Origin of the sequence: Paraburkholderia sp. IMGN_8 (assembly GCF_038050405.1) — a bacterium.
Taxonomy (GTDB): domain Bacteria; phylum Pseudomonadota; class Gammaproteobacteria; order Burkholderiales; family Burkholderiaceae; genus Paraburkholderia.
Genome location: NZ_CP150900.1, coordinates 4,591,673 through 4,616,774, shown reverse-complemented (window position 1 = coordinate 4,616,774; position 25,102 = coordinate 4,591,673). Strand labels below are relative to the sequence as shown.

Here is a 25,102-nt window from a genome sequence, read left to right as displayed (position 1 = left end):
GGCTCATTTTGCGGATGGATGGGTACCATTAATTCACTCGATTTCGAGTTGAACGCCTCCTTGCGGGAGTGGTGCCATGACGGATTTGTCCAGCGGTAGCGAGCAGGTGCGGTCCTTGAATGTTCAAGGCGTGGAACGCGCGGAACGTGAAGACACCGACCCGCAGGAAACCGCCGAATGGCTGGAGGCGCTCGATGCAGTGGTCGCGCACGTCGGCCGCGATCGCGCGCAGTTCCTGTTCGACAAGCTTGCAGGGCATGCGCTGTCGCTCGGCGTGGAATCGGCGCGGACCACCGTCACACCGTACCAGAACACGATCCCGCTCGAGCAGCAGCCGCGTTATCCGGGCAATCTCGAACTCGAAGAGCGCCTCGCTGCCGCGCTGCGCTGGAATGCGCTGGCGATGGTGGTGCGCGCGAACCAGGCATACGGCGAACTCGGTGGCCATATCGCGAGCTATGCGTCAGCGGCGGATCTGTTCGAGGTCGGCTTCAACCATTTCTTCCGGGCCGCGGCATCAAACGGCGAGGAGGGCACGGGCGACCTCGTCTACTTCCAGCCGCATTCGTCGCCGGGCGTCTATGCACGGGCCTACCTCGAAGGATTTTTGGGCGAGCAGCACCTGCAACACTACCGCCGCGAGATTGCCGGGCCGGGGCTGTGCTCGTATCCGCATCCGTGGCTCATGCCGGACTTCTGGCAGTTCCCTACAGGCTCGATGGGCATCGGCCCGATCAACGCGATTTACCAGGCGCGCTTCATGCGCTACCTCGCCAACCGTGGCCTCGCAGAGACCGGCGGGCGCAAGGTGTGGGGATTCTTTGGCGACGGCGAGATGGACGAGCCGGAATCGACCGGCGCGTTGTCGCTGGCCGCCCGCGAGGGGCTCGATAATCTCGTGTTCGTGATCAACTGCAACCTGCAACGGCTGGATGGTCCGGTGCGCAGCAACGGCCGCATCATCGACGAACTCGAGGCGCATTTCATCGGCGCCGGCTGGAACGTGATCAAGGTGATCTGGGGTTCGGACTGGGACGCGCTGTTTTCGCGCGACCGCACCGGCGCGTTGCTGCGCGCGTTCGCGCACACCGTCGACGGGCAATTCCAGACTTTCTCGGCGAACGACGGCGCGTATAACCGCGAACGCTTCTTCGGCCAGAACCCGGAGCTGGCGGCGCTCGCCGCGCAGCTTTCCGACGACGACGTCGACCGCTTGCGCCGCGGCGGCCACGACGTGCGCAAGCTGCACGCGGCGTATGCGAAGGCGCTCGCGCATCGCGGCCAACCGACGGTGATCCTCGCGAAGACGATGAAGGGCTTCGGCATGGGCGCCTCGGGCCAAGGCCGGATGACCACGCATCAGCAAAAGAAACTCGGCTTCGACGACCTCAAGGCGTTTCGCGACCGCTTCCGCCTGCCGCTCACGGATGAGGACGTCGGACAGGTGAAGTTTTACAAGCCAGCGGACGACAGCCCGGAGATGCAATACCTGCATGCTCGCCGGGCTGCCCTGGGAGGCTATCTGCCCAGAAGGCGGAGAGTTGCATCGAAGGGGCTGATCGTCCCGCCGATGTCCTCCTGGGGGCAATTCGCGCTGGATTCGAACGGCCGCGAAATGTCCACGACCATGGCGCTGGTCCGGATGCTGACCGCGCTGCTCAAGGACAACGAAGTGGGTCCGCGCGTGGTGCCGATCGTCGCCGATGAGGCACGCACCTTCGGCATGGCGAATATGTTCCGTCAGGTCGGTATTTATTCGCCGCTCGGGCAGTTGTACGAGCCGGAGGACCTCGGCTCGATGCTGTACTACCGCGAGGACACCAACGGGCAGATTCTCGAGGAAGGGATTTCGGAAGCGGGCGCGGTGTCGTCGTGGATTGCGGCGGCGACCTCGTACAGCGTGCACAACCTGCCGATGTTGCCGTTCTACATCTACTACTCGATGTTCGGCTTTCAGCGCATCGGCGACCTGATCTGGGCCGCTGCGGATCAGCGCGCGAGAGGTTTCCTGATCGGCGCGACCTCGGGCAAGACGACGCTCGGCGGAGAAGGCCTGCAGCATCAGGACGGCACGAGCCATCTGGCGGCATCGACGATTCCGAACTGCCGTGCGTACGATCCGGCGTTCGCGTACGAAGTCGCGGCGATCGTCGACGCGGGCATGCGCGAGATGGTCGAAGAACAGCGTGACGTGTTCTATTACGTGACGGTGATGAATGAAAACTACGCGCAGCCTTCGGTGCCCGGCGGCGATCTGGATGCGACGCGCGAAGGCATCCTGAAGGGCATCTATCCGCTAGCTAATCAGGCGACGTCTTCGCAAGTGCAACTGCTCGGTGCTGGCGCGATTCTCGGCGAAATCATCGCTGCGCGGCAGATGCTGAAGGACGACTGGCAGATCGAAGCCGCCGTGTGGAGCGTGACCAGCTTTACCGAGTTGCAGCGCGACGGTATGGCGTCGGAACGCCTCGCGCGTCACGGTGAGACGACGGAAGCGCCGTATGTGACGAAAGCGCTCGCCGCATCCAAAGGCCCGGTGATCGCCGCAACCGACTATGTCCGCGCGGTGCCCGAACTGATTCGCGCCTATGTGCCGCGCCGCTACGTGACGCTCGGCACCGATGGCTTCGGCCGCAGCGACACGCGTCAGGCGTTGCGCGCGTTCTTCGAAGTGGACCGCGCGGCGATCGTGATCGCAGCGTTAAAGGCGCTCGTGGACGAGGGCGCACTCGAGGCCAACGTGCTTGCCGAAGCGCGCAAAAAATATCGCGGCGAGATGCCCGCGGGCGCCGCTTCATGGCAATGCTGAAGCAACGCCGCTTCAAATGAAAACGCGCCCGGCGATATGCCCGGGCGCGTTGCTATCCAGTGGCGCTGCAACTGCGCGTTCACCGGGTCAATCGCTCACCGCCACCTGATTCTTGCCGTCCCGCTTCGCACGATACAGCCCGACGTCGGCGGCTTCGATAAGCGTCGTTACGGGGTCGGACGCGGACGGCACGATTATCGCCGCGCCTATGCTGATCGTCACGACGCCGCTCGCCGATCCCGCATGCGGAATCTGCAGCGCTTCGATCGCGAGGCGGATCTTTTCGGCCAGCAAACGCAATCCGCCCGACGACGTGCCCGGCACCACGACCGCAAACTCTTCCCCGCCAAATCGCGCCGCGAGATCCGACGAGCGTCCGACGCAGGACTCGACAGTGTGCGCGATATCTTTGAGGACTTCGTCGCCGGCCACGTGTCCGTAGGTGTCGTTGTACGCCTTGAAGTTATCCACATCGATCATCAGAAAGCCGAGGCCGGCCTGATCGCGCGTGCTACGACGCCACTCGGCGGCCAGATACTGATCGAGGTAACGTCGATTCGACAAGCCCGTCAAGCCGTCCGAATGCGTGAGCCGCTGCAATTCCAGATTGGTCGCGAGCAACTGCTGTTGCGACTGGCGCAGCGCCTTATACGCCTCGTCGCGTTGCAGGAGGTTCAGGTACGAGCGCGAGTGATAGCGAATCCGCGCGATCAACTCGATGCGATCCGGCAGCTTCACGAGATAGTCGTTTGCACCGGCGGCGAACGCCGCGCTTTTCACGAGCGGCTGTTCCTTGGTCGACAACACGATGATCGGAATATCGCGCGTCGTCGGATTCTGCCGGTATTGCCGCACGAGCGTGAGGCCGTCGGTGCCGGGCATGACGAGATCTTGCAGGATCACCGTCGCGCGGGTTTCCTCGGCACAGTGCACTGCCTCTTCGGGCGACGCGCAGTAGTGGAAATCGACGTTCGGTTCGCCGGCCAGCGCCTGACGGATCGCCTCGGCGATGATCGCCTGATCGTCGACCAGCAACACCATGATCGGGCACTCGGCCGCGGGCGGATTGGCGAGGATGCGGGCCAACGCGTCGACTGCGTGATTCGGCGCGTCCACCGCGTGCGCCGGCGCGGTCGCGGCGTCTTCTGCGAGGTCTGGCGCGTTGGCGTCCTGGTGCGGTTTGCGAGTGTCCATGATGATCAGCCAGAATGAATGTCAGTGAATCGAAGCGGCGCTCAATGTAGGCGTGAACGCGGCTATTGCGCGGCGACCGCCGTTACCAGCGCCGCGGCAATACGCGGCAACGGCAGGATCGCGGCGGCCGCGTCGAGCGCCGCAGCCGCCTTCGGCATACCGTAGACGGCGCAGGTCGCCTCGTCCTGGGCGATCGTGTGATAGCCCTTGGTACGCATCGCCTTGAGTCCGATCGCGCCGTCGCGGCCCATGCCGGTCAGCAGCACGCCGATCGCCCGCGCCGGCCAGCGTGCGACCACGCTATGAAAAAACACGTCGACGGAAGGCCGGTAAGGCGTCTCTTCCGGCACGCGGGTATAGCCGAGCACGTTGGGCAGCTTCAGGTGAAGGTGATCGTCGGTGGCGGCGAGCAGCACGACGCCCGCTTGCGGCCGGTCGCCTTCGCGCGCGATCCGCACCGGCAATGCCGACTGCTGATTCAGCCAGTCGGCCATGCCGGCGGCAAACGCCGCGTCGACGTGTTGCACGATCACGATGGCGGCCGCGAAATCCTTCGGCAAACCGGCGAGCAACGTGGCCAGTGCAGACGGCCCGCCCGCCGACGCGCCGATTGCGACCAGCGGCGTGTCGCGATTCGTCCCGTTCTTAACCCTCGACGCAGTGGCCGCGCCAGGCGCATTGCGCTCCTCTACCAACGCCTCGATGCAGTCGATCTTGGCGATCAGCGTGGCGATGCTCTTGTGCGCGTCCGGGCCGCTCAGCGACGGCGTATCGACCGCATCGAGCGCGCCCGCGCCCATCGCTTCGTAGACGCGCCACGCGTTCGCACCCACGTCGACGGTCACGATCAGGATTGCGCACGGCGCGCGCGCCATGATGCGGCGGGTGGCTTCGACGCCGTCCACGTTCGGCATCACAAGGTCCATCAGCACGATGTCGGGCCGCTGCGCGGTGCAGAAATCGACCGCTTGCTGGCCGTCCTGCGCGACCCACAGCACTTCGTAGTCGTGGCGCGCCGCGAGCGCGCGGCGCAGCGCCTCGACGGCGAGCGGCAAGTCATTGACGATTCCGATCTTCATCCGTTTTACCCGTAGGCCTCGCCGATCAAATCACGCACTGCGTCGAGCAGGGCTTCGTCATGGAAACTGCCTTTTGCCAGATAGTAATCCGCGCCTGCGTTCAGACCGGCGCGGCGGTCTTCTTCGCGATCCTTGTACGAGACGATCATCACCGGCAGCGCTTGCAGCTGCGGATCGCGCTTGATGAGCGTGACGAGTTCGATGCCGTCCATCCGCGGCATGTCGATGTCGGTGATGACGAGGTCGAAGCGCTCGCTGCGCACCGCGTTCCAGCCGTCCATGCCGTCGACGGCGATCGTCACGTCGTAGCCGCGTGTGGCCAGCAGCTTGCGCTCGAGCTCGCGCACGGTGAGCGAATCGTCGACCACCAGCACGCGCCGCGTGACGCGCTGCGCCGTGTGCGCCGCACCGTGCTGCGCGTGTCGCAGATCGCCGCCGGCGACGAGCCTTTCGACCGAGCGCAGCCAGTCGTCGACATCGGCGATCAGCACCGGATCGCCGTTTTCCATCAGCGCGCCGGCGGTGATGTTCCTGATCTTGCCGAGGCGCGCGTCGAGCGGTTGCACGACCAGCATCCGCTCGCCGAGAAACCGGTCGACCGCCACGCCGTAGGTTTGCGCGCCGTCACCTAACACAATCACGCTGACAGTCTCGGCTTCGTTGGCGAGCGGCGCGGTGTCGAGAATCTGATGCGCGGTGACGACGCCGATGCGGCGGCCGTCGAAGGCGATGTGCTGATGCCCTTCGAGCAATTCGATATCCGCGCGGTCCACGTGCAGCGTGCGGTTCACGTGCGCGAGCGGTACCGCGTACGGCTCGCCCGCGACTTCGACCAGCAGGCTGCGAATCACCGAGAGCGTGAGCGGCAACTGCAACTGCACGCGCGTGCCCAGGCCGGGTTCGTGCGTGATGCGCACCGCGCCGCGCACGCGCTTGACGACGTCGTGCACCGCATCGAGACCGACGCCGCGGCCCGACACATCGGTGACCTGGTCGCGCAACGAGAAACCCGGTAGCAAGAGAAAGTTGAGCAACTCGGCGTCCGACAGACGCGCGGCGGTTTCCGCGCTCGCCAGTTTCTTGCGGACGATCGACGCGCGCAATGCATCGAGATCGATGCCCGCGCCGTCGTCGGATACGGTGATGAGCAGCGCGCCGGCGGTGTGGCGCGCGTCGAGCGTGAGCGTGCCTTCCTCCGGCTTGCCGCGCGCGATGCGCACGGCAGGCGCTTCTATGCCGTGGTCGATCGCGTTACGCAGCATGTGGCCGAGCGGCGCTTCGAGCAGATCGAGGATGTCGCGGTCCACCTGGGTCGATTCACCGACCAGTTGCCAGCGCACCTTCTTGCCGAGCGAGCGCGCGACGTCGCGCACCATGCGCGCGAGACCGCTGGTGCCGTCGCCGAATGGGCGCATCCGGCATTGCAAGGCGGCGTCGTAAAGCTGTTGCGACAGATGCGTCGAGCGGCGGTCGAAGCTCTCCAGATCGGCGAGACGCTCGGCGAGCAGATGCTGCGATTCCGCAGTCAGACGACGTAGCGCTTCGAGCGCGGCGTGCGCGCGCGGATCGAGTTGCAGGTCGGCGAGCGTTTCGTGCAACTGATCCAAAGCGCGGTTGCTGTCGCGTTGGACGCGCTTGACGCGCAGCATCGATTGCGCGAACGGTTTGAGCCAGCGCGATTCGACCAGCGATTCGCCGGACAAGGACAGCAGACGGTCGAGGTTGTCGGCGCGCACGCGCAGCATGCGGCCGGATTCGTTCACCGGGCTGGCGATGTCGCCTGTGGCCAGGCCGGTTGCCGGCGTGGTTGCCAGCGTGGTTACCTGCGCGGCTTCCGCAGGCGGCGCTTCCGCGCGCAGGGCGTCGGCTAGCAGGTTGAACGCGGCGTCATCGTGGGTGGATGCGCTTTGCGGTTCGGGCGCTTCAAGCGGCAGTAAGACGGCCGCCGGCGACACGTCGCGCCGCGTCGCCGCGCCATGCGGCACGACACCCGCCATCCGCGCCTGCAACGACGCCACGCACGCGCTGACACCGTCACGCGCCGACTCGTCTTCATCGTTACCGATCCGCGCGACTAGATCGACGCCACGCAGCAGTTCATCGATCCACGCGGTGTCGAGTAAGGCGCGCCCTTCCTGCGCGGCGACGAAGCAATCCTCCATCGCGTGCGCGAGATCGACGCCGACCTGCACGCCGACGATGCGCGCCGCGCCTTTCAGCGAATGGGCGGCGCGCATGCAGGCCTCCAGCGCGGCGGCATCGCGCGGCGCGCGGTCGAGTGCGAGCAGGCCGTCGTTGAGCACGCGCGCCTGGGTCCGCGCTTCTTCGCGGAACAGATCGATCAGCGACGGCCGATGTGGGTCCGTCATCCGAGACTCCGGTTCAAGGTGTCGAACAGCGCGTCGGCGTCGAGCAGGCCGACCGTCATGCCGCGCCACGGCGCGACCGCGTGCGTATGCGACGCGGCGGCGTGCGAGAGCGTTGCGGGCGGCGGGCAGAAAGTGGACAGCGCGATCCGATGCACGCCGTCGACCTGGTCGACAGGAAACACCGCGTGCTCTTCGGCGCGCGAGACCACCAGCAGGCGCGGCAGATCGTGAGGTGCTTTGTCGTCGCACGCCGCGATGTCCGGCTCGAAACCGAGCAGATGCGCGAGCGACAGGCACACCAGCAACTCACCCTGCACATTGACGACGCCCAGCACCGCGCGATGTTGCCGATGCGGCAACGTATGAATCGGCCGCGTCTGCACGATACGTTTGAAGATCGGCGTGGGCTGCGCGAGCCATTCGTCGCCGATGCGGAAGATGAGGAACGATTCGGACGCGCCTTGGCTTGTGTGCTGGGTGGGCGCGCTGACGTCATGCTGCGCGAGATCCACGAGCGGAATCGGGCGCTCCAGCAACCTCGCCGCCGCGGTTTCGAACACTGGGCAGTTCAGGCAACGTACATATTCGACAAGACGCTCGCACGACGAATCGCCGCGCACGCCAATTCGATTCCAGCAATCGTCGAACGCCACCGTGCGATCGTCAGCCACGTTGCGCTCCTTGGGCGCGCGACGCGCGTTGCATCAGCAGACGCGCGCCGGCGCGGTCGCCTTCGAGTTCGAGCAGCGTCGCCAGATGCGCCAATGCTTCCGCGTGCTGCGGATCGAGGTACAGCGCCTTGCGATAGTGGCCGCGCGCCTGGTTCATGTCGCCGCCGGCGTCGGCGAGGACGCCGAGCAGATAGAACGCGTCGGCGTGTGGTGCATGGTGTTCGAGATACGCGGTGATCGCATGGGCGGCTTCGGTGAGGCGGCCGGCATCCGCCAACGCGCGCGCGGCTTGCAACGTGTCGTGTGCGGTGGTGGTGGGCGGTGCGTGATCGGGTGGCGGTGGGACGGTTTTTGACGGCTTCGGCGTTTGCAGCGCAACGCCATTGAACGGCGTGCGTGCAACCGGATCGGGCCACGCGAAAGGCTGTGCGGAGAACACTTGCACCGGCGCAAGCGCGGGTACGAACGAATGCGTCATGGCAAGAGCCGCGGCGGTGGCGAGCGGCGCGGTGTGTCGCGCGTCGCGCTGCGCTTCAGCGGCCGCGGCGCGATGGAATGCAAACGCCAACGGAATCTTCGCGGACTGCATGCCGTAGCGCATCAACAGCCCGGTTTCGGACGGCCCGACGAACAGCGTGCCGTTTTCGGCGAGCACGCTGTCGAGCGCTTGCAACGCCGTTTGCTGTGCTTCGCGATCGAAGTAAATCAGCACGTTGCGGCAGAACACGAAATCGTAGACGCCGAGCGCCGATGCATCGAGTTGCATCAGATTCGCGCGCGAAAACCGCACGGCTTCGACGATGCGCGGTGCGAGACGCCAGCCGTCCTCGGTGCGCGTGAAATGGGCGTCGCGAAACGGGAATGCGTTGCCGCGAAACGAATTGCGGCCGTACACGGCATGCTGCGCGAGGGCGAGCGAACGTTCGCTGATATCCATCGCGTCGATGCGCATGTGCGCGGCGTCGATGCCCGCGTCGAGCAGCGTCATCGCGATCGTGTAAGGCTCTTCTCCGGTCGAGCACGGCAGGCTCAGGATGCGCAGCGGCATCGCCGTGCCGCGCTGATACAGGCGTTCATGCGCGAGCCGCGCGAGCGCCTTGAACGCGTCGGCGTCGCGATAGAACCAGGTCTCCGGCACGACGACCGTTTCGACCAGCGCCTGCACCATCGCGGGCGACGCCTGCGCCGCGTCCCAGTAGTCGTCGAGCGTGGCGTCGGCGTGACCGTCCGCGCACCAGGCGGCGGCGTGCAGATCGACCGCGCGCTCGATCGCGCTATGACCGACCGACGCCGCGTCGAGCCCGATGGTTCGATGCAGCAGATCCGCGAAGCGCCGATAGAGCGGCGCGTTCTGATGATGCGCGTTCATGCGTGCGCCTCGGGAAACAGCAGCGCTTTTACATCGTCGGGCAGCAGATGCTCGACGCGAATCCACTGCACCAGACCGCCCGCTTCGCGCGCGACGGGGCCGAGATAGCGCGCGTGCGGCGTGTCGATGCCGGTGTCCTGGAACGCATCGGCTTCGAGCCGGATCGTGCGCGTCGCGCCTTCGAGCAGCAGCGCGAGCAGGCGCACCGTGCCCGCGTGCGGATAGCGCACCAGCACGACGCGGGTCGACATCAACTGGGCGGCGGGGCGGCCGAGCGCGAGCGCCGGCAAGTCGATCACCGGCAGCGGCGCGCCTTCGTGATCGAGCACGCCCGCGACCCACGGCGGCGCGCCGGGAATCGTCTTCGGCGGTTGGGGGGCGAGTGGCATCAGACGCTCCACCTGCGTCGCGTCGATCACATAGCGTTCGCTATCGAGCGTGAAGAGGATGAAGAGCATCGGCGTGTGGGCGCGGGTATGTGTTTCAGTGAGCCCGCCGCGGCGCGTCAGGCCGTCACCTTGAAGCGCGATACGCCGGTGCGCAGACTATTGGCGACGTGCGTCAGATCGTCGATGGCCTGGGTCGACTGGCGCAACGATTCGGCCGTTTGCTGCGCGGCCTCCGACAGCTGCGTCAGCGCCTGGGTGATCTGCTCGGCGCCGGTGGCTTGCGTCTGCATGCCTTCGTTGACCATCGAGAAGCGCGGCGCGAGCGCCTGCACCTGCTGGATGATCTGCGTAAGATGGCCGCCGACGTTCTGCACGTCGAGCATGCCGCGCCGCACTTCTTCGGAGAACTTGTCCATGCCCATCACGCCCGCGGCCACCGCTGACTGGATCTCCTTGACCATCTGTTCGATGTCGTAGGTCGCCACCGCCGTCTGATCGGCGAGGCGGCGAATTTCCGTCGCCACGACCGCGAAGCCGCGGCCATATTCGCCGGCTTTTTCCGCTTCGATCGCCGCGTTCAGCGAGAGCAGGTTGGTCTGGTCCGCGACCTTGGTGATGGTGGCGACGACCTGGTTGATGTTGCTGGCCTTCTCGTTGAGGATCGCGAGCTTCGCGTTGACCGAGCCGGCCGCTTCCATCACGAGGCGCATGGTTTCTTCCATGCGCGTCAGGCCGGCGTGGCCGGTGCCCGCGAGCGCCGCCGATTGGCCGGCGACTTCGGAGACTTCGTTCATCGTGCGCAGCAGATCACGTGAGGTCGCGAAGATTTCGCGCGAGGTCGCGCCGATCTCGGTCGTGGTCGCGGCGGTTTCGTTCGCCGTGGCTTGCTGCTCGCGCGATGTCGCGGCGATTTCCGTGACCGAGGTGGTGACCTGCACCGCCGACTTCTGCGCCTGGCCGACCAGCGCGGTCAGCTCGTCGGTCATCCGGTTGAAGCCGGCTTCGAGCGCGCCGATTTCATCAGCGCGGTTCAGTTGCAGACGTTGCGTGAGATCGCCGGTGCGCATGATGTCGACGACTTGCAGCACCTTGGCCATCGGCGTGGTGACCGCGCGCAGCAGCCAGTAACCGGCCAGCACGGCGGCGACCGCGGCGATCAGCAGCATGACGAGCAGCACGATGCGGGTGGTTTCGACCGACTTGCGGATGCTCTCGGAGGATTCGTCGGCGGCGCTCTTGTTGTCGTCAACGATCTTGCTTACTGCCACCCGGCCGTTTTCCCAAACCGGCGTGAGTTGCGTGGTGAAGATGTGCGCGGCGTTCTCTTTCGAACCCGGCAGCGTGTTCGTCAGCGATGTCTCGATGGACAGGTACTGCGTCTGCTGCTGCCGGAAATCGTTGAAAAGATCGCGGTCGTTCTGGCGGAAGATGGTGGCGCTGTAGTCGTTGAGGAGCTTCTGAAGCGTCTGCTGGGTTTCGGTCAGGCGCGTGGTGTCGCGTTTGACCGAGTCCGGATCCTCATCCACATAGAGGAGGCGCTGCGTGACGGTGTAGTTCTCCAGCCACGCGGAGCGCATCGCGGTCGAGATGTAGAGGCCGGGCATGGAGTCCAGCTGCTGACTCTTCGCGTCGCGGTCGATGCCGCCGAGTTGTTCGAAGGTGACGATTGCCATCGCCAGCATCACGATCAACACGATGCCGAAGCTGCACAGAATCCGTTGCCGGATGGTCCATTGTTTCACGCGCACGCCCCTTACGTTTTGGCTTCATCTCGACGCCCGCTTGTCGGCGCTGATTTGTCAGCGGAATCGTAGGGTCGGAAAGCTTTGCATTCGTCAGATTTTTCTGACGGGTTATGCGGCGAATTCTACAATGATCGGAGGAGTGGAGGTGGTTTTGGGTGGGGCTTGCCGCTGCAGCAGCAAGGCTTTGAGGGGCGGGCTCCGACATTACACCGGTAATCCCCCGTTACCACTTGCAGCATCTATTTCCACGCACGCCATACACAATCTGTTCCATGCCTAAACGGCGGGAGTCAGACATGAAAAAGATTGCAGTGGCGTTGTTGATGGTCGGAAGTCTGAGCGTGGCGGGGCAAGCGTCGGCTCATGGCAATGGCGGCGATGTGGTCGGCGCGCTGATCGGCGGTGCGCTGCTCGGCGCGGTGGTGACGTCCGCTCTGAATCCGGCGCCTGTGGTTGCTTACCAGCCTGTGTACGCACAACCGGTGTATCAGCCGGCTCCGGTCTACGCGGGTCCGCCGCCGGGATACTGCTATGACCAGTACCAGCGCGCGTACGTCGCGTGCGATGCGCCGCCACCCGGACGGTATTACGGCTATCCGCAGCAGCCTCAGCCGGGGTGGTAAGCAGGTGGTGCGAGTTGGCGCGCGCCGCTGATGCTTGCGCGCTACACAGAAAGGCCGTCGCAGCGCGCGACGGCCTTTTCATTTCCCGCGTCGCTCAGTGTTTGTGATGCAACCATTCCGCGTAGTGCGTATCGAGCCAGCGCTCGAGGCGCTCCGGCTTTGTCTTGTGGCTATAGTGCGACGCAGCCCAGATCGCAACGCCGACCACCAGCATCACCAGGGGTCCCAGCAAATAAGCCATCAACGATTCAGACATGGGAGCCTCCGTATCGGGTTGCGCCAATGCTTCAGTGTAGGCGATGGGCGGCGGGAGAAAAGGGCGTTGTGAGATGGCGGCGGAGAAAGTCAAACGTGACTGTTGTCCTGAGATGCAGAACCTGGTGAAAAATCAATTTTTCATTTATATACAGTAGTTTGTGTATGTATTGTCTAGCGTTGTGTACCAAACAACCGCACGAGAACTACCTTCTGTAAGGCGGGCAATGCCAAGCCGGCACGAGGCCCTCAGAACGGGTCGATTCCTACTTTTCGGCCGTCCTGGATCTGGGTATCGACGAAGTCTGCCCAAAGCTGCAAGGTCCGGCGCCGTTCGGCGGCATCCTCCTCACCGTTGACACGCTCAGTGTCCTTGATCGCACGCGCCAAAGTCTTTTCGATCGCGTCTGAAGGCTGCCCCATCTCGCGCAAGTGCGTCGATGCGGTGCGCCGAAAGTCATGCAAGACGAAATGTTCCACGTCGAGCCCGAGTGCCTTGACGGCTTGATTAAGGGTGCTCTTCGCGATGGGACGGTCGTTGCCCCTCACGGTCGGGAATACGAAATTCCGACTCGTCATGCTGCCGCGCAGCTCTCGAAGCATCGCAACCGCCTGGTGCGGGAGATACACGTCATGATCCCGGTCTTGCCTCATTCGTGCGGCCGGAATCTTCCATAGCGCGGCGTCCAGGTCGAATTCGGACCATGTCGACTCGACGAGTTCGGATTTCCGAACCATCGTCAGCACCAGCAGGTGTAGCGCTAACTTCAACGGTCGTCGGATACTCGATGCGTAAATCGATCGGAGCATCGAGCCGATTTCGTCTGGGGAGAGAACGCGAGTGCGACTGTCCGATGTTGCTATCGAGCGAGCCGGAATGATCTGCGCCGGGTTTGTCGTCGCGAGTTGTCGAGCGATCAGATACTCATAGAGCCGCTTCACCACGTTGCGCGTGTGCAGCGCCATTTTGGGCGAGCCACGGCCTTTGATCCTGTCGCATATCGCGAGGATGTCGTCGGCAGTCACGGCTTTTATCGGCTTGGTGCCGATGGTCGGCAAGACGTCCTTTTCCAGCGCTCGCCGCGTTGTACGCCGATATTCTTTCGACTTGCCGGCCATCTCCGTCGCGAGATAAAGCTCTGCCCCCTCCCGCAGAACATCTGCCTTTCCTTCCGCACCGCGGTCCCTGCGTGCCGTGGCAACGGGTGAGATACCGCTTGCGACCATCTCGGCATACTTCTGCGCCTTCGCGCGCGCGACCCGCAGCGAGATCATTCTGTAGTCGCCGATCGTAGCGAGAGGCTGCCGCTTGCCGTTCAGCGAATAGCGGAAGCGCCAGACCTTTGTTCCGGTCGTCATGACTTCGATCACGAGGCCGTTGCCGTCTGCCACGGAGTATCGGGTCTCGCGCGGTTCTAGTGCACGTATCTGGGCTTCGGTTAGGGGAGCGGCTAGTCTTGGCATTTTCGAATCGTTGATCCACGGACAGTGGCGATTTTAAACCGCGTACCCTCTGTGTACCAAAGATTTGCGCAGTTTTGGGTCAACGGAGATGGCCAATACGTTTTCAGACGGGGTGCGAAATGAGGTTTGTATTGCAGTACTGCCAAGGCTTTTCATGAAAATTCCGGAAACCGTTTACTTGCCGATACAGAACCTGCTAAAAATCACTCCGAGCAGGTCATCCGAACTGAATTCGCCGGTGATCGAGTTCAACTGGTCTTGTGCGAGACGCAGTTCTTCGGCGAACAGATCCAGCGCCTGCGAGTTCTGATCGGCGTGCGCGGCCGCCGTCGCCAGATGCTCCTGTGCCGCGCGCAGCGCAATCAGATGCCGTTCGCGCGCGAGATAGACGCTCTCCGCGCCGGCTTGCCAGCCGGCGATCCGCAGTAATTCTCCGCGCAGCAGCGCGACGCCGTCGCCTTGTTTCGCTGACAGGCGTACCTCGCTCAGATCGATGTCCGTGGCCGCGGCGAGCGATTTCACTTCTGGCGCGAGGCCGGTCAGATCGGTTTTGTTCAGCACCCGCACCACCGGCACACCGCTCGGAAAGCGGCCTGCGATCGTCCCGTCTTCGGCGGTCATGCCGGTTCTTGCATCGAGCAGATGCAACACCACGTCCGCACGTTCGATCTCATTCCATGTGCGTGCAATGCCGATTTTCTCGACTTCGTCCTCGGTATCGCGCAGGCCGGCGGTGTCGATCACATGCAGCGGAATGCCTTCGATCTGGATGGTCTGCGCAACCTTGTCGCGCGTCGTGCCGGCGATCGGCGTGACGATGGCCAGTTCCGCGCCAGCCAGTGCGTTCAGCAGCGACGACTTACCGACGTTCGGCTGCCCCGCGAGCACCACCGACAAACCCTCTCGCAGCAACGCGCCTTGCCGCGCTTCGCTCAGCACGTGCGCGAGCCGTTCGCGAATTCGCGTGAGCTTGCCGCGGGCGTCGGCGGCTTCGAGGAAATCGATTTCTTCTTCCGGGAAGTCGAGCGTCGCTTCGACCAGCATCCGCAGCGTGATCACCTCTTCGACGAGTGCGTGAATGTCGCGCGAAAACGCGCCGTCGAGCGAGCGTCCCGCCGAGCGCGCGGCGGCCTCGGTGCTGGCTTCGATCAGATCGGCAACGGCTTCGGCCTGCGCCAGATCCAGCTTGTCGTTAAGAAACGCGCGACGCGTGAACTCGCCCGGCTCGGCCAAACGCAGACCGAACGCCTGGCCGGCGTCGATGCAGCGCTGCAAGACCAGTTGCAGCACCACCGGACCGCCGTGGCCTTGCAATTCGAGCACGTGCTCGCCGGTATATGAATGCGGCGCGGGAAAGTACAGCGCGATCCCACGGTCGAGGGCGTTGCCGCTGTCGTCGAGGAACGGCACGTAGCTGGCGTGGCGCGGTGCGAGCGCCTGCCCGGTGAGCGCTTGCATGAGCGGCTGGGCCGCTGTTTCGCCCACGCGGCCAAACGAAATCCGCACGACCCCGATACCGCCTCGGCCAGGCGCGGTAGCAATGGCGACGATCGGATCGGAATCGGTGGTGAGCATGGGAAGGAGGCTGTCAGAGGAGATTGAAGCGCCCACCTGCGGGCGCTGGGCATTGTAACGCGGGCACTCACTCGTCCCTTCGACGGCAAGGATTCTTAAAGCTCCGCGTCGCTCATCAGACAAATAAGGATTTATCTCGAACAGGCTAAGATGAGTTAAGACACGCTTACGACGCATCGACGCCGATGAGCCGCTGAAGCCCAAGCCGCAGAAGGAAAAAGCGATATTCGACGAAATCGCGAAACGCGTTATTCGATGGCTATTTCAGGCTAAAAATAGCTTATTTACGTTAAAACATAGCGTGAATGGTTGTCCACTGATTATGCGCTGAATTGCACAATCGGGCCATGCCGACCTCCAAAGAAAAAGCCGCTTTCGCTAAACGGCTCAAAGACTCACTCCCCAAGGATATTAAGGGGGGGACCGATTTAGCCAAAAAATTCAATCTGCTCTATAGCAAGGGTCCCGCCGTCTCTCCGCAAACCGCCCACAAATGGCTTGCAGGTACGACGATTCCGATGCCCGACAAGCTGCAGGTTTTGGCCACCTGGCTGCAAAAGGACGTTCATTGGCTGCATTACGGGCCACCTCCCGCCGGCAAGATCAAACCGCTTGCGCGCGGCGAGAAATATCCGCCGTCGCCTGAAACGATTGAACTCGCTTCGAGGCTTGAGGGCTTGTCGCCGCGTCAGCGAAACCTGGTCGAAGAAATGATCACCGAATTATATGGCGGCACTGACCAGCCGATAGACGGCGAACCTGACGCCCAATAAAAAAGCCGCCCGGCGCAAACCGGGCGGCTTTTTTACTGCTGGTTTTTCTGCTGGCTTCAGTTGGCTTCGGCTTGCGTCAGTCACGCTCGCTGCCGCCGCCAGCGGCCAACATCAATCAGGCCGGTTTCGTCTTCGACTGGCCCATCATCCGCGTGATGTAGTACTGCTGGGCGATCGACAACACGTTGTTCACGACGTAGTACAGCACCAGACCCGCCGGGAAGAAGAAGAACATGACCGAGAACGCGATCGGCATGAACATCATCATCTTGGCTTGAACCGGGTCCGGCGGCGTCGGGTTCAGCTTGGTCTGCAGGAACATCGAGACGGCCATCAGCACCGGCAGGATGAAGAACGGATCCTGTTGCGACAGATCGTGAATCCACAGAATCCACGGCGCGCCGCGCATTTCAACCGACGACAGCAGCACCCAGTACAACGAGATGAACACCGGAATCTGAATCACGACCGGCAGACAGCCGCCGAACGGATTGACCTTCTCGGTCTTGTACAACTCCATCAGCGCGGCGTTCATCTTCTGCGGATCGCCCTTGAAGCGTTCGCGCAAGGCTTGCATACGCGGCGTGATCGCCTTCATGCGCGCCATCGACTTGTAGCTCGCGGCCGACAGCGGGAAGAACACCGCCTTGATCAGCACCGTGAGCAGCACGATCGCCCAGCCCCAGTTGCCGACATAGCTGTGGATCTTCTCGAGCAGCCAGAACAGCGGCTTCGCGATGATCGTCACATAGCCGTAGTCCTTCACCAGTTCCAGACCCGGGGCGACGCCTTCGAGCATGCGCTCTTCTTCCGGACCGGCGAAGAGACGCGCGGAAACATTAGCCGATTGACCGGGAGCGATGGCCGGCACCGGTTGCTTCACACCGACGCGATACAGCGCCGGATCGATCTTCTCGACGTAGATGTCGCGCTTCGCGCCCTGCTGCGGAATCCACGCCGACGCGAAGTAGTGCTGCACCATCGCGATCCAGCCGTTGTCGGCCGAATTGACGAAGTCTTCCTTGTTCTTGTCGATGTCGCTGAACGTCATCTTCTGGAAGTGGTGCTGGTCGGTGTAGACAGCCGGTCCGATGAACGTGTGCGAGAAGCGCGGCGTTTCCACCGGCGTGTCGTCGCGCACCAGTTCCATATAGACCGACGGGCTCACCGGCGCGGTGCCGACGTTCTCGATCTTCGTGTCGACGCCGATCACATAGCTGCCGCGCGTGAACGTGTAGGTCTTCACGACCTTCACGCCACCCTTGACCGGCGACTCGAAGCTGAGCTGGAGCGACTTGGCGTCGCCCGTCAGATCGTGCGGCTGGTTCGGCACCGGCGTGTAGATGTCGTTATGGTTCGGGAAATCGCCGCCGAGCAGGCCGGTACGCGCCAGATACGTGTGATTGGCGGTGCGGTCGAACAGCGTGATGACGAGATCCGGCTGCTTGCCGTCGCCTTGCTTGAGGAGCGACAGCTTCGACAGCGTGCCGCCGCGGGTGTCGATCTCGCCGTTATAGACGTCGGTACTGAACTTGATCAGCTGCGATTGCGTCGCCGCCGGCGCATTGCCAGGCGCGTTGCCCGGCGCTGCTGCTGCGTTGGTAGCCGGCAGATCGGCGGACTGGGTTCCCGGCGTCGTGGTTCCCGGTGCGGCGCTACCGACGGTCTTGGTCGGGTTGGCGCTCGGGAAGAACATCGACGGGCGTCCATGGTCGCGTTGCCAGTTGTCGAACAGCATGACCGCTGACATGAAAAAGATGACCCATAGGACGGTGCGTTTGATATCCATGCGTTGTCTCAGTGTCGATGGAACGGCGCGTCAGCGCTTTTCAGAAGTGGGAGGCGGGACGAGATCGACGCCGCCCGCGGAAAACGGGTGGCAGCGGCAAATACGCCTGGCGGCGAGATAAGTCCCGCGCGCGGCGCCATGATACTGGATTGCTTCGCGCGCGTAATCAGAGCAGGAAGGGTAAAAACGGCACCGGTTGCCGAGCATAGGGCTCACGGCAACCTTGTAGAAACGCAGTAAAGCGATGAGTACCGTTTGCATGGCTGGTGCGGCCTAACGGCGCCGCGCAACGTGGAGTACCGGGCGACGCCCGCGCAGCAGGGCTGCAAGGCGAGCGGTCACTTGAGCGTCATTCCGTCTTGGGCGCTTCCGCGGGCGGCGCCTCGCGACGGACAATTTCACGCGCTGCCTTGTCGAGCAGCGCCGCAATCTCGCTGCGGCACAGCGCCCTCAACGGCGGCGACGAGGCGCTCGGCAAAGCCTTCTTGTCGAAGCGCGTGTGCAAACGCAGCAGCACATCCCAACCGCCGAATTCCGCGCGACGAAGCCGGAACGCTTCACGCGCGATTCGACGTACCAGATTACGCGTGGCCGCGCGCGGCGCATACTTCTTGCCGATCACGAGGCCTAAGCGAGCGTCATTGCCGGTGGGCCGGCCGTACACCACGAAGTGCGCGGTGCGACGCCACGGGCGCAAACGAAAAACGGATGAAAATTCATCCGTTTTCAGCAGCCTTGCGGCTTTGGGGAAGGCGGCTTGCGCTCGCAACGGAACCGAGCCCTGTTGCGGCGCCCCTGCCGCTCCCGCTTCACCGCGGGCTTCGCTTATCACAGACGGAGCGCGCAATCCGTTCGCCAGCCTTAGATGGCGAGGCGCTTGCGGCCCTTCGCGCGACGTGCGTTGATGACCTTGCGGCCACCAGCGGTCTTCATGCGAACGCGGAAGCCGTGGGTGCGCTTGCGACGGGTAACGGAAGGTTGATAAGTACGTTTCATGTTGCTCTCACTTGATCGAAAAATAACCGCGCGATCATCGCTGAAAGCGCAATGGCCGGAGGTTTACTGAATTGGTTTTCGCGGAACCCGCTATTTAAACCCGTTTTCTGTTGGGCGTCAATAGTTTAGCCTGGTTCGGCGGCGGCCCGGCGATGCTTCGCCCGATGATCCGTCCCTGTGGATAACTCCCTTTCGGGTCCGATTTGGCGTTAGAATCTCGCCTTACTTCCCAAGAATCCTGCACGCCGCTCCGGCTCGCTTGCCCCGCAAACCCTTGTGGCACAAGCGCCTGGAGCCGTTACGCCTGGCTGCTCAGGGCCATGTTGCGTGCGCGCGACAGAGGCAGCGGCGAACCGCCGTGCACACCATAACGACAGCAACTCGATGAACGATTTCTGGCAACACTGTTCCGCATTGTTGGAGCGTGAGCTTACGCCCCAGCAGTACGTGACGTGGATCAAACCGTTGGCCCCGGTCGCCTTCGACGCCGCTGCGAACACGCTTAGCATCGCTGCGCCGAACCGCTTCAAGCTCGACTGGGTCAAGAGCCAGTTCTCCGGCCGCATCGCGGATATGGCCCGCGATTTCTGGCACGCACCGGTCGACGTGCAATTTGTGTTGGACCCGAAAGCTGGCATGCGCGCCCCTGCGGCGCCGGCTCAGTCGCGTCCGTCTTCCGCGCCGATGGGCGGCGACCATTCCGGCGGTGGTGCTGCAGTGGATGCAGCCGTTGGCGCCGTGCAAGCGGCGCAGGCTGCGCGCGCCAATGGCGCGGTCGCTACGCATCACGCGAACGCACGCGCGGCGGCTGAAGAAGCCGCCGACCTCGATCTCCCCAGCCTCGACGCAAACGAAACAGCCGCCGCACGCCGCACGTGGCGTCCAGGCCAAAGCGCCGGCTCGAACAGCAACGGCGAGAACGACTCGATGTACGAGCGTTCGAAGCTGAACCCCGTGCTGACCTTCGACAACTTCGTGACCGGTAAGGCCAATCAGTTGGCACGCGCCGCGGCGATTCAGGTCGCGGACAACCCGGGCATCTCGTACAACCCGCTGTTTCTGTACGGCGGCGTGGGTCTGGGCAAGACCCACCTGATCCACGCGATCGGCAACCAGCTTCTGATGGACAAGGCCGGCGCGCGGATTCGCTACATCCATGCGGAACAGTATGTGTCCGACGTGGTGAAGGCTTACCAGCGCAAGGCGTTCGACGACTTCAAGCGCTATTACCACTCGCTCGACCTGCTGCTGATCGACGATATTCAATTTTTCTCAGGCAAGTCCCGCACGCAGGAAGAATTTTTCTACGCGTTCGAGGCACTGGTCGCGAACAAGGCGCAGGTGATCATCACCAGCGACACGTATCCGAAAGAAATCTCCGGCATCGACGACCGCCTGATCTCGCGCTTCGACTCCGGCCTCACCGTGGCGATCGAGCCGCCTGAGCTGGAAATGCGCGTCGCGATTCTGATGCGCAAGGCGCAATCGGAGTTCGTGAGCCTGAACGAGGACGTCGCGTTCTTCGTCGCCAAGCATCTGCGCTCGAACGTGCGTGAACTGGAAGGCGCGCTGCGCAAGATCCTCGCGTACTCAAAGTTCCATGGCCGCGAAATCTCGATTGAACTGACGAAAGAAGCGCTGAAAGACCTGCTGACGGTGCAGAACCGGCAAATTTCGGTAGAAAACATCCAGAAGACCGTCGCCGACTTCTACAGCATCAAGGTCGCGGACATGTATTCGAAGAAGCGTCCGGCGAATATCGCGCGGCCGCGGCAGATCGCGATGTATCTGGCGAAGGAACTGACGCAGAAAAGTTTGCCGGAAATCGGCGAGCTGTTCGGTGGGCGCGACCACACCACCGTGCTGCACGCGGTGCGCAAGATCGCCGCCGAGCGCGGCACGGATGCCCAGCTGAACCACGAACTGCACGTGCTGGAGCAAACGCTGAAGGGTTAAGCAGGCAGGACCGAAAAATCGACCTGTTTATTTCTAAACTCGCCCCCATTTTAGTAGGGCGGTTCCGTTTTCAGGCACAATACAGGTTTAACCGCCCGGCGGCCGCGGGCGGATTTCACGCCGTGACAGGCGCTGCGTGGCGCCGGCGGGGGGCCACGGCTGCGTGCTGGAAAGCTGCCTGGCAAGGCGCGCAGGCCGTCATATCAACGAAGGAACCCTATGCAACTGGTCAAGACCGAACGCGATAACCTCCTCAGGCCGCTGCAAACCGTGAGCGGCATCGTCGAACGCCGCCATACGTTGCCGATCCTCGCCAATTTGCTGATTACCAAGAGCGGCCCGGACGTGTCGTTCCTGTCGACCGACCTCGAGTTGCAGATCACCACGCGTGCCGATTTCGGCGTGGGCGGCGATTCGGTCGCGACCACGGTGGCAGCAAGAAAGCTCCTCGACATTCTGCGCGCGATGCCCGACGGGCAAGTTACGCTGACCCTGAACGATAAGCGTTTGACCGTGCAATCCGGCAAGAGCCGCTTTGCGCTGCAAACCCTGGCGGCCGACGAGTTCCCGACCGTCGCTCAGGCTAAAGACTATGGCGCGAACCTGGTGGTTCCCCAGAAGACGTTCCGCCAGTTGCTCGGCATGGTCCATTTCTCGATGGCCCAGCAGGACATCCGCTACTACCTGAACGGCATGTTGCTGGTGGTGGACGGCGACCAGCTGATGGCGGTCGCCACGGACGGTCACCGTCTGGCGTTCTCGTCGATGAAGATCGAAGGCTCGTTCGCGCGCCAGGAAGTGATCATTCCGCGCAAGACGATTCTGGAACTGCAGCGTCTGCTGGAAGACATCGACGACACGCTGAAGATCGATATCGCGCCGACCCAGGTGAAGTTCACGTTCGGCCAGGTCGAACTGGTGTCGAAGCTGGTGGAAGGCAAATTCCCCGACTTCCAGCGCGTGATTCCGAAGTCGCACAAGAATCAGTTCGTGATCGGCCGTGAAGAACTGCAGCGTTCGCTGCAACGCGCCGCGATTCTGACCTCGGACAAATTCAAGGGCGTGCGCTGCATCATCGAGCCGGGCCAGTTGAAGATCATGTCGACCAACGCCGATCAGGAAGAGGCGCAGGAAGAACTGGAAATCGCGTACGACGGCGACAGCGTCGATATCGGGTTCAACGTCACGTATCTGCTCGACGTGCTCGCGAACCTGAAGGTCGACATGTTGCAAGTGAGCCTTGGCGACGCCAGCTCCAGCGCGTTGATCACGATTCCCGAGAACGACGAATTCAAATACGTCGTGATGCCGATGCGCATCTAACGCGTCCAAAAACCAAGAACACACCAAGGGGCGCAGCGCCCCTTTGGCGTTTTTATGGTGTTTTGAAAAGTCCCGAGCAGCAACCTTGCAGTAACGCAGAACCGGAAAAAATCCATGACTGAACTGAACAATTCGCAACCCGATAACAGCTACGGCGCCTCGTCGATTCAGATCCTTGAAGGTCTGGAGGCGGTGCGCAAGCGTCCCGGGATGTACATCGGGGATACGTCGGACGGGACCGGTCTGCATCACCTCGTATTCGAAGTGCTGGACAACTCGATCGATGAAGCGTTGGCCGGGCATTGCAACGATATCCAGGTGATCATCCACGCGGACAACTCGATTTCGATCACCGACAACGGCCGCGGTGTGCCGACCGGCCTGAAGATGGACGACAAGCACGATCCGAAGCGCAGCGCCGCTGAAATCGTGATGACCGAACTGCACGCCGGCGGCAAGTTCGACCAGAACAGCTACAAGGTGTCCGGCGGCCTGCACGGCGTGGGCGTGTCGTGCGTGAACGCGCTCTCCGCGTGGCTGCGCCTCACGATTCGCCGCGACGGCAAGAAGCACTTCATGGAATTCCACCGTGGCGTGCCGCAGAACCGCGTGCTCGAAGAGGTCGACGGCGTGGCAGTCTCGCCGATTCAGGTGATCGGCGACACCGAAAACCGCGGCACCGAAGTGCACTTCCTGGCTGACGACACGATCTTCGGCAATGTCGAATATCACTACGACATTCTGGCCAAGCGGATTCGCGAACTGTCGTTCCTGAATAACGGCGTGCGGATTCGCCTGACCGACCAGCGCAGCGGCAAGGAAGAAGATTTCGCCTTTGTGGGCGGCGTGAAGGGTTTTGTCGAGTACATCAACAAGAACAAGGCCGTGCTGCACCCGAACATTTTCCACATCAGTGGCGAGAAGGACGGCGTGGGCGTGGAAGTGGCGATGCAGTGGAACGACAGCTACAACGAAAACGTGCTGTGCTTCACGAACAACATTCCGCAGCGCGACGGCGGCACCCACCTGACCGGGTTGCGTGCGGCGATGACGCGCGTGTTGAACAAGTACATCAACGATCACGAAGTCGCGAAGAAAGCGAAGGTCGAGACGTCCGGCGACGACATGCGCGAAGGACTGTCGTGCGTGCTGTCGGTGAAGGTGCCGGAGCCGAAGTTCAGCGCGCAGACCAAGGACAAGCTGGTGTCGTCGGAAGTGCGCGCGCCGGTGGAAGATGTGGTCGCGAAGGCGCTCGAGGAATTCCTGCTGGAAACGCCGAACGACGCGAAGATCATTTGCGGCAAGATTGTTGATGCGGCGCGGGCGCGGGATGCGGCTCGGAAGGCGCGCGAGATGACGCGTCGTAAGGGCGTTTTGGATGGCGTTGGTCTGCCAGGGAAGCTGGCGGATTGCCAGGAGAAGGACCCGGCGAAGTCGGAGATTTATATCGTCGAGGGCGACTCGGCAGGCGGATCGGCGAAGCAGGGGCGTGACCGGAAGTTTCAGGCGATCTTGCCGCTGCGGGGTAAGGTGCTTAACGTCGAGAAGGCGCGTTATGACAAGCTGCTTTCTTCGGAGCAGATTGTGACGCTGATTACTGCTCTGGGTTGCGGGATCGGCAAGGAAGATTACAACCTCGACAAGCTGCGTTATCACCGCATCATCATCATGACCGATGCTGACGTGGACGGCGCGCACATCCGGACGCTGCTGCTGACGTTCTTCTATCGTCAGATGCCGGACATGATCGAGCGTGGGTATATCTATATCGCGCAGCCGCCGTTGTTCAAAATCAAGGCGGGTAAGGATGAGCGGTATTTGAAGGATGAGGCTGAGGTTAATGCTCACATTCTGAAGCTGGCGTTGCAGGGGTCTGAACTGCTGGCTTCCGAAGGTGCTACGCCTATCACCGGCGATGCGCTTGGTGAGTTGGCTCGGGCTTATTTGCTGGCTCAAGCTGTTGTTAACCGTCTGAGCCGGTTGTATGACGCTGGGGCGCTTGAGGCTGTGATGGATGGGGTTGTGATTGACCTTTCCAGTGAGGAAGCGGCTGCGGTGTCGGCGGCGGCGCTTGAGGCTAAGTTGCGGGATGATGCGCTGAAGCCTGAGGTTAAGGTCACGACGATGTATGACCCGGTGCGTGAGCTGCGCTCGCTGCGTGTTGCTCGGACTCATCACGGTAATCAGAAGATTTCTGTGTTGGATCAGGATTTTCAGTTGACCGCGGATTACCAACAGCTGATCAATACCGCTAATACGTTTAAGGGGTTGATTGGTGTTGGTGCGGTGATCAAGCGCGGTGAGCGGAGTATGGCTGTGACCGACTTCAAGAGCGCTATGAAGTGGTTGCTGGCTGATGCTGAACGGAATATCTCGAAGCAGCGCTATAAGGGTCTCGGCGAGATGAATCCTGGGCAGCTTTGGGAGACTACGATGGATCCGACCGTGCGTCGTTTGCTTCGTGTGCAGATTGAGGATGCTATTGCGGCTGATGGCATCTTTACGACGCTCATGGGGGATGATGTCGAGCCGCGTCGGGCTTTCATCGAGTCGAATGCGCTCAGGGCGGGGAATATTGACGTTTGAGTGGGTATGTAGCGGGAGCCATAACCTGAGATTTTGGGAAGCATCCACTGAGACATTTATTGATGGATGCGCTTCGATAGCTCAGATGAAGGCACCTAACTGACGTCACAGCCGCAGGAACGACGGCCACGGTGTTG

The 25,102-nt window shown here is 62.6% G+C and carries 20 protein-coding genes; 6 read left to right on the top strand and 14 right to left on the bottom strand.

Annotated elements, in window-relative coordinates:
- The first annotated feature begins 76 nt into the window (after positions 1 to 76).
- Positions 77 to 2,809, top strand: coding sequence for an alpha-ketoglutarate dehydrogenase (gene mdeB / locus WN982_RS20940; protein WP_341313795.1), 2,733 nt, complete (start codon positions 77 to 79; stop codon positions 2,807 to 2,809).
- Positions 2,810 to 2,896: 87 nt separating this feature from the next.
- On the opposite strand, the gene WN982_RS20935 is transcribed toward mdeB, so the two are convergent.
- From WN982_RS20935 to WN982_RS20905, 7 genes are all read right to left on the bottom strand, one after another.
- Positions 2,897 to 4,003, bottom strand: a complete 1,107-nt coding sequence (locus tag WN982_RS20935; protein ID WP_341313794.1) for a diguanylate cyclase — start codon at positions 4,001 to 4,003, stop codon at positions 2,897 to 2,899.
- Positions 4,004 to 4,065: 62 nt separating this feature from the next.
- Positions 4,066 to 5,082, bottom strand: a complete 1,017-nt coding sequence (locus WN982_RS20930; protein WP_341313793.1) for a chemotaxis response regulator protein-glutamate methylesterase — start codon at positions 5,080 to 5,082, stop codon at positions 4,066 to 4,068.
- A 5-nt stretch (positions 5,083 to 5,087) separates the two neighbouring features.
- Entirely contained in the window at positions 5,088 to 7,451 is a 2,364-nt protein-coding gene (locus WN982_RS20925; protein WP_341313792.1) for a hybrid sensor histidine kinase/response regulator, read from the bottom strand.
- Positions 7,448 to 8,122 carry a chemotaxis protein CheW gene (locus tag WN982_RS20920; RefSeq protein WP_341313791.1) on the bottom strand — a complete coding sequence of 225 codons (675 nt, stop codon included), beginning with the start codon at positions 8,120 to 8,122 and terminating at the stop codon, positions 7,448 to 7,450. Before WN982_RS20920 ends, WN982_RS20925 begins: the two co-directional genes overlap by 4 nt.
- Entirely contained in the window at positions 8,115 to 9,491 is a 1,377-nt protein-coding gene (locus tag WN982_RS20915) for a CheR family methyltransferase (protein WP_341313790.1), read from the bottom strand. The genes WN982_RS20920 and WN982_RS20915 overlap by 8 nt, the downstream gene beginning before the upstream one ends.
- Positions 9,488 to 9,949: a chemotaxis protein CheW gene (locus WN982_RS20910; RefSeq protein WP_341313789.1), complete on the bottom strand. Its 462-nt coding sequence runs from the start codon at positions 9,947 to 9,949 to the stop codon at positions 9,488 to 9,490. The genes WN982_RS20915 and WN982_RS20910 overlap by 4 nt, the downstream gene beginning before the upstream one ends.
- A 47-nt stretch (positions 9,950 to 9,996) precedes the next feature.
- Entirely contained in the window at positions 9,997 to 11,562 is a 1,566-nt protein-coding gene (locus WN982_RS20905; protein WP_341315856.1) for a methyl-accepting chemotaxis protein, read from the bottom strand.
- A 359-nt stretch (positions 11,563 to 11,921) separates the two neighbouring features.
- Here WN982_RS20905 and WN982_RS20900 point away from each other — a divergent pair, with 359 nt between their 5' ends.
- Positions 11,922 to 12,248, top strand: a complete 327-nt coding sequence (locus tag WN982_RS20900; RefSeq protein WP_341313788.1) for an ecotin precursor — start codon at positions 11,922 to 11,924, stop codon at positions 12,246 to 12,248.
- 94 nt (positions 12,249 to 12,342) lie between these two features.
- On the opposite strand, the gene WN982_RS20895 is transcribed toward WN982_RS20900, so the two are convergent.
- From WN982_RS20895 to mnmE, 3 genes are all read right to left on the bottom strand, one after another.
- The gene (locus WN982_RS20895) at positions 12,343 to 12,504 is read right to left on the bottom strand and encodes a hypothetical protein (protein ID WP_341313787.1); all 162 of its coding nucleotides are present in this window, start codon (positions 12,502 to 12,504) and stop codon (positions 12,343 to 12,345) included.
- A gap of 248 nt (positions 12,505 to 12,752) precedes the next feature.
- Positions 12,753 to 13,967, bottom strand: coding sequence for an integrase arm-type DNA-binding domain-containing protein (locus WN982_RS20890; RefSeq protein ID WP_341313786.1), 1,215 nt, complete (start codon positions 13,965 to 13,967; stop codon positions 12,753 to 12,755).
- Positions 13,968 to 14,141: 174 nt separating this feature from the next.
- On the bottom strand, positions 14,142 to 15,542 hold the full coding sequence (mnmE, locus tag WN982_RS20885; protein WP_341313785.1) for a tRNA uridine-5-carboxymethylaminomethyl(34) synthesis GTPase MnmE: 1,401 nt from the start codon (positions 15,540 to 15,542) through the stop codon (positions 14,142 to 14,144).
- 347 nt (positions 15,543 to 15,889) lie between these two features.
- Here mnmE and WN982_RS20880 point away from each other — a divergent pair, with 347 nt between their 5' ends.
- Positions 15,890 to 16,315, top strand: coding sequence for an XRE family transcriptional regulator (locus WN982_RS20880; RefSeq protein ID WP_341313784.1), 426 nt, complete (start codon positions 15,890 to 15,892; stop codon positions 16,313 to 16,315).
- Positions 16,316 to 16,430: 115 nt separating this feature from the next.
- On the opposite strand, the gene yidC is transcribed toward WN982_RS20880, so the two are convergent.
- From yidC to rpmH, 4 genes are all read right to left on the bottom strand, one after another.
- Positions 16,431 to 18,104: a membrane protein insertase YidC gene (yidC, locus tag WN982_RS20875; RefSeq protein ID WP_341313783.1), complete on the bottom strand. Its 1,674-nt coding sequence runs from the start codon at positions 18,102 to 18,104 to the stop codon at positions 16,431 to 16,433.
- Positions 18,105 to 18,134: 30 nt separating this feature from the next.
- On the bottom strand, positions 18,135 to 18,365 hold the full coding sequence (gene yidD, locus WN982_RS20870; protein ID WP_341313782.1) for a membrane protein insertion efficiency factor YidD: 231 nt from the start codon (positions 18,363 to 18,365) through the stop codon (positions 18,135 to 18,137).
- 88 nt (positions 18,366 to 18,453) lie between these two features.
- Complete coding sequence (locus WN982_RS20865; protein ID WP_341313781.1) at positions 18,454 to 18,951, bottom strand: ribonuclease P protein component; 498 nt, start codon at positions 18,949 to 18,951, stop codon at positions 18,454 to 18,456.
- A gap of 14 nt (positions 18,952 to 18,965) precedes the next feature.
- A complete protein-coding gene (gene rpmH, locus WN982_RS20860; protein ID WP_004198824.1) occupies positions 18,966 to 19,100 on the bottom strand; it encodes a 50S ribosomal protein L34 in 135 nt (44 codons plus the stop codon).
- Between the two features lie 384 nt (positions 19,101 to 19,484).
- Here rpmH and dnaA point away from each other — a divergent pair, with 384 nt between their 5' ends.
- The 3 genes from dnaA to gyrB all read left to right on the top strand — a co-directional run bounded on the left by dnaA (position 19,485) and on the right by gyrB (position 24,965).
- Positions 19,485 to 21,056 (top strand): chromosomal replication initiator protein DnaA, encoded by a 1,572-nt coding sequence (gene dnaA / locus WN982_RS20855; protein WP_341313780.1) that lies wholly within the window; start codon positions 19,485 to 19,487, stop codon positions 21,054 to 21,056.
- 219 nt (positions 21,057 to 21,275) lie between these two features.
- Entirely contained in the window at positions 21,276 to 22,379 is a 1,104-nt protein-coding gene (gene dnaN / locus WN982_RS20850) for a DNA polymerase III subunit beta (RefSeq protein WP_341313779.1), read from the top strand.
- 114 nt (positions 22,380 to 22,493) lie between these two features.
- A complete protein-coding gene (gyrB, locus tag WN982_RS20845) occupies positions 22,494 to 24,965 on the top strand; it encodes a DNA topoisomerase (ATP-hydrolyzing) subunit B (RefSeq protein ID WP_341313778.1) in 2,472 nt (823 codons plus the stop codon).
- The last annotated feature ends 137 nt before the right edge of the window (positions 24,966 to 25,102 follow it).

Bases quoted from the DNA above. Each gene is read 5' to 3' on its own strand.
- WN982_RS20880 (WP_341313784.1), top strand. From the start codon at position 15,890: ATGCCGACCTCCAAAGAAAAAGCCGCTTTCGCTAAACGGCTCAAAGAC.
- WN982_RS20925 (WP_341313792.1), bottom strand. From the start codon at position 7,451: ATGACGGACCCACATCGGCCGTCGCTGATCGATCTGTTCCGCGAAGAA.
- WN982_RS20895 (WP_341313787.1), bottom strand. From the start codon at position 12,504: ATGTCTGAATCGTTGATGGCTTATTTGCTGGGACCCCTGGTGATGCTG.
- mdeB (WP_341313795.1), top strand. From the start codon at position 77: ATGACGGATTTGTCCAGCGGTAGCGAGCAGGTGCGGTCCTTGAATGTT.
- mnmE (WP_341313785.1), bottom strand. From the start codon at position 15,542: ATGCTCACCACCGATTCCGATCCGATCGTCGCCATTGCTACCGCGCCT.
- WN982_RS20905 (WP_341315856.1), bottom strand. From the start codon at position 11,562: ATGCTGGCGATGGCAATCGTCACCTTCGAACAACTCGGCGGCATCGAC.
- dnaN (WP_341313779.1), top strand. From the start codon at position 21,276: ATGCAACTGGTCAAGACCGAACGCGATAACCTCCTCAGGCCGCTGCAA.
- yidD (WP_341313782.1), bottom strand. From the start codon at position 18,365: ATGCAAACGGTACTCATCGCTTTACTGCGTTTCTACAAGGTTGCCGTG.
- WN982_RS20910 (WP_341313789.1), bottom strand. From the start codon at position 9,949: ATGCTCTTCATCCTCTTCACGCTCGATAGCGAACGCTATGTGATCGAC.
- yidC (WP_341313783.1), bottom strand. From the start codon at position 18,104: ATGGATATCAAACGCACCGTCCTATGGGTCATCTTTTTCATGTCAGCG.
- gyrB (WP_341313778.1), top strand. From the start codon at position 22,494: ATGACTGAACTGAACAATTCGCAACCCGATAACAGCTACGGCGCCTCG.
- WN982_RS20900 (WP_341313788.1), top strand. From the start codon at position 11,922: ATGAAAAAGATTGCAGTGGCGTTGTTGATGGTCGGAAGTCTGAGCGTG.
- WN982_RS20930 (WP_341313793.1), bottom strand. From the start codon at position 5,082: ATGAAGATCGGAATCGTCAATGACTTGCCGCTCGCCGTCGAGGCGCTG.
- dnaA (WP_341313780.1), top strand. From the start codon at position 19,485: ATGAACGATTTCTGGCAACACTGTTCCGCATTGTTGGAGCGTGAGCTT.
- WN982_RS20915 (WP_341313790.1), bottom strand. From the start codon at position 9,491: ATGAACGCGCATCATCAGAACGCGCCGCTCTATCGGCGCTTCGCGGAT.
- WN982_RS20890 (WP_341313786.1), bottom strand. From the start codon at position 13,967: ATGCCAAGACTAGCCGCTCCCCTAACCGAAGCCCAGATACGTGCACTA.
- rpmH (WP_004198824.1), bottom strand. From the start codon at position 19,100: ATGAAACGTACTTATCAACCTTCCGTTACCCGTCGCAAGCGCACCCAC.
- WN982_RS20935 (WP_341313794.1), bottom strand. From the start codon at position 4,003: ATGGACACTCGCAAACCGCACCAGGACGCCAACGCGCCAGACCTCGCA.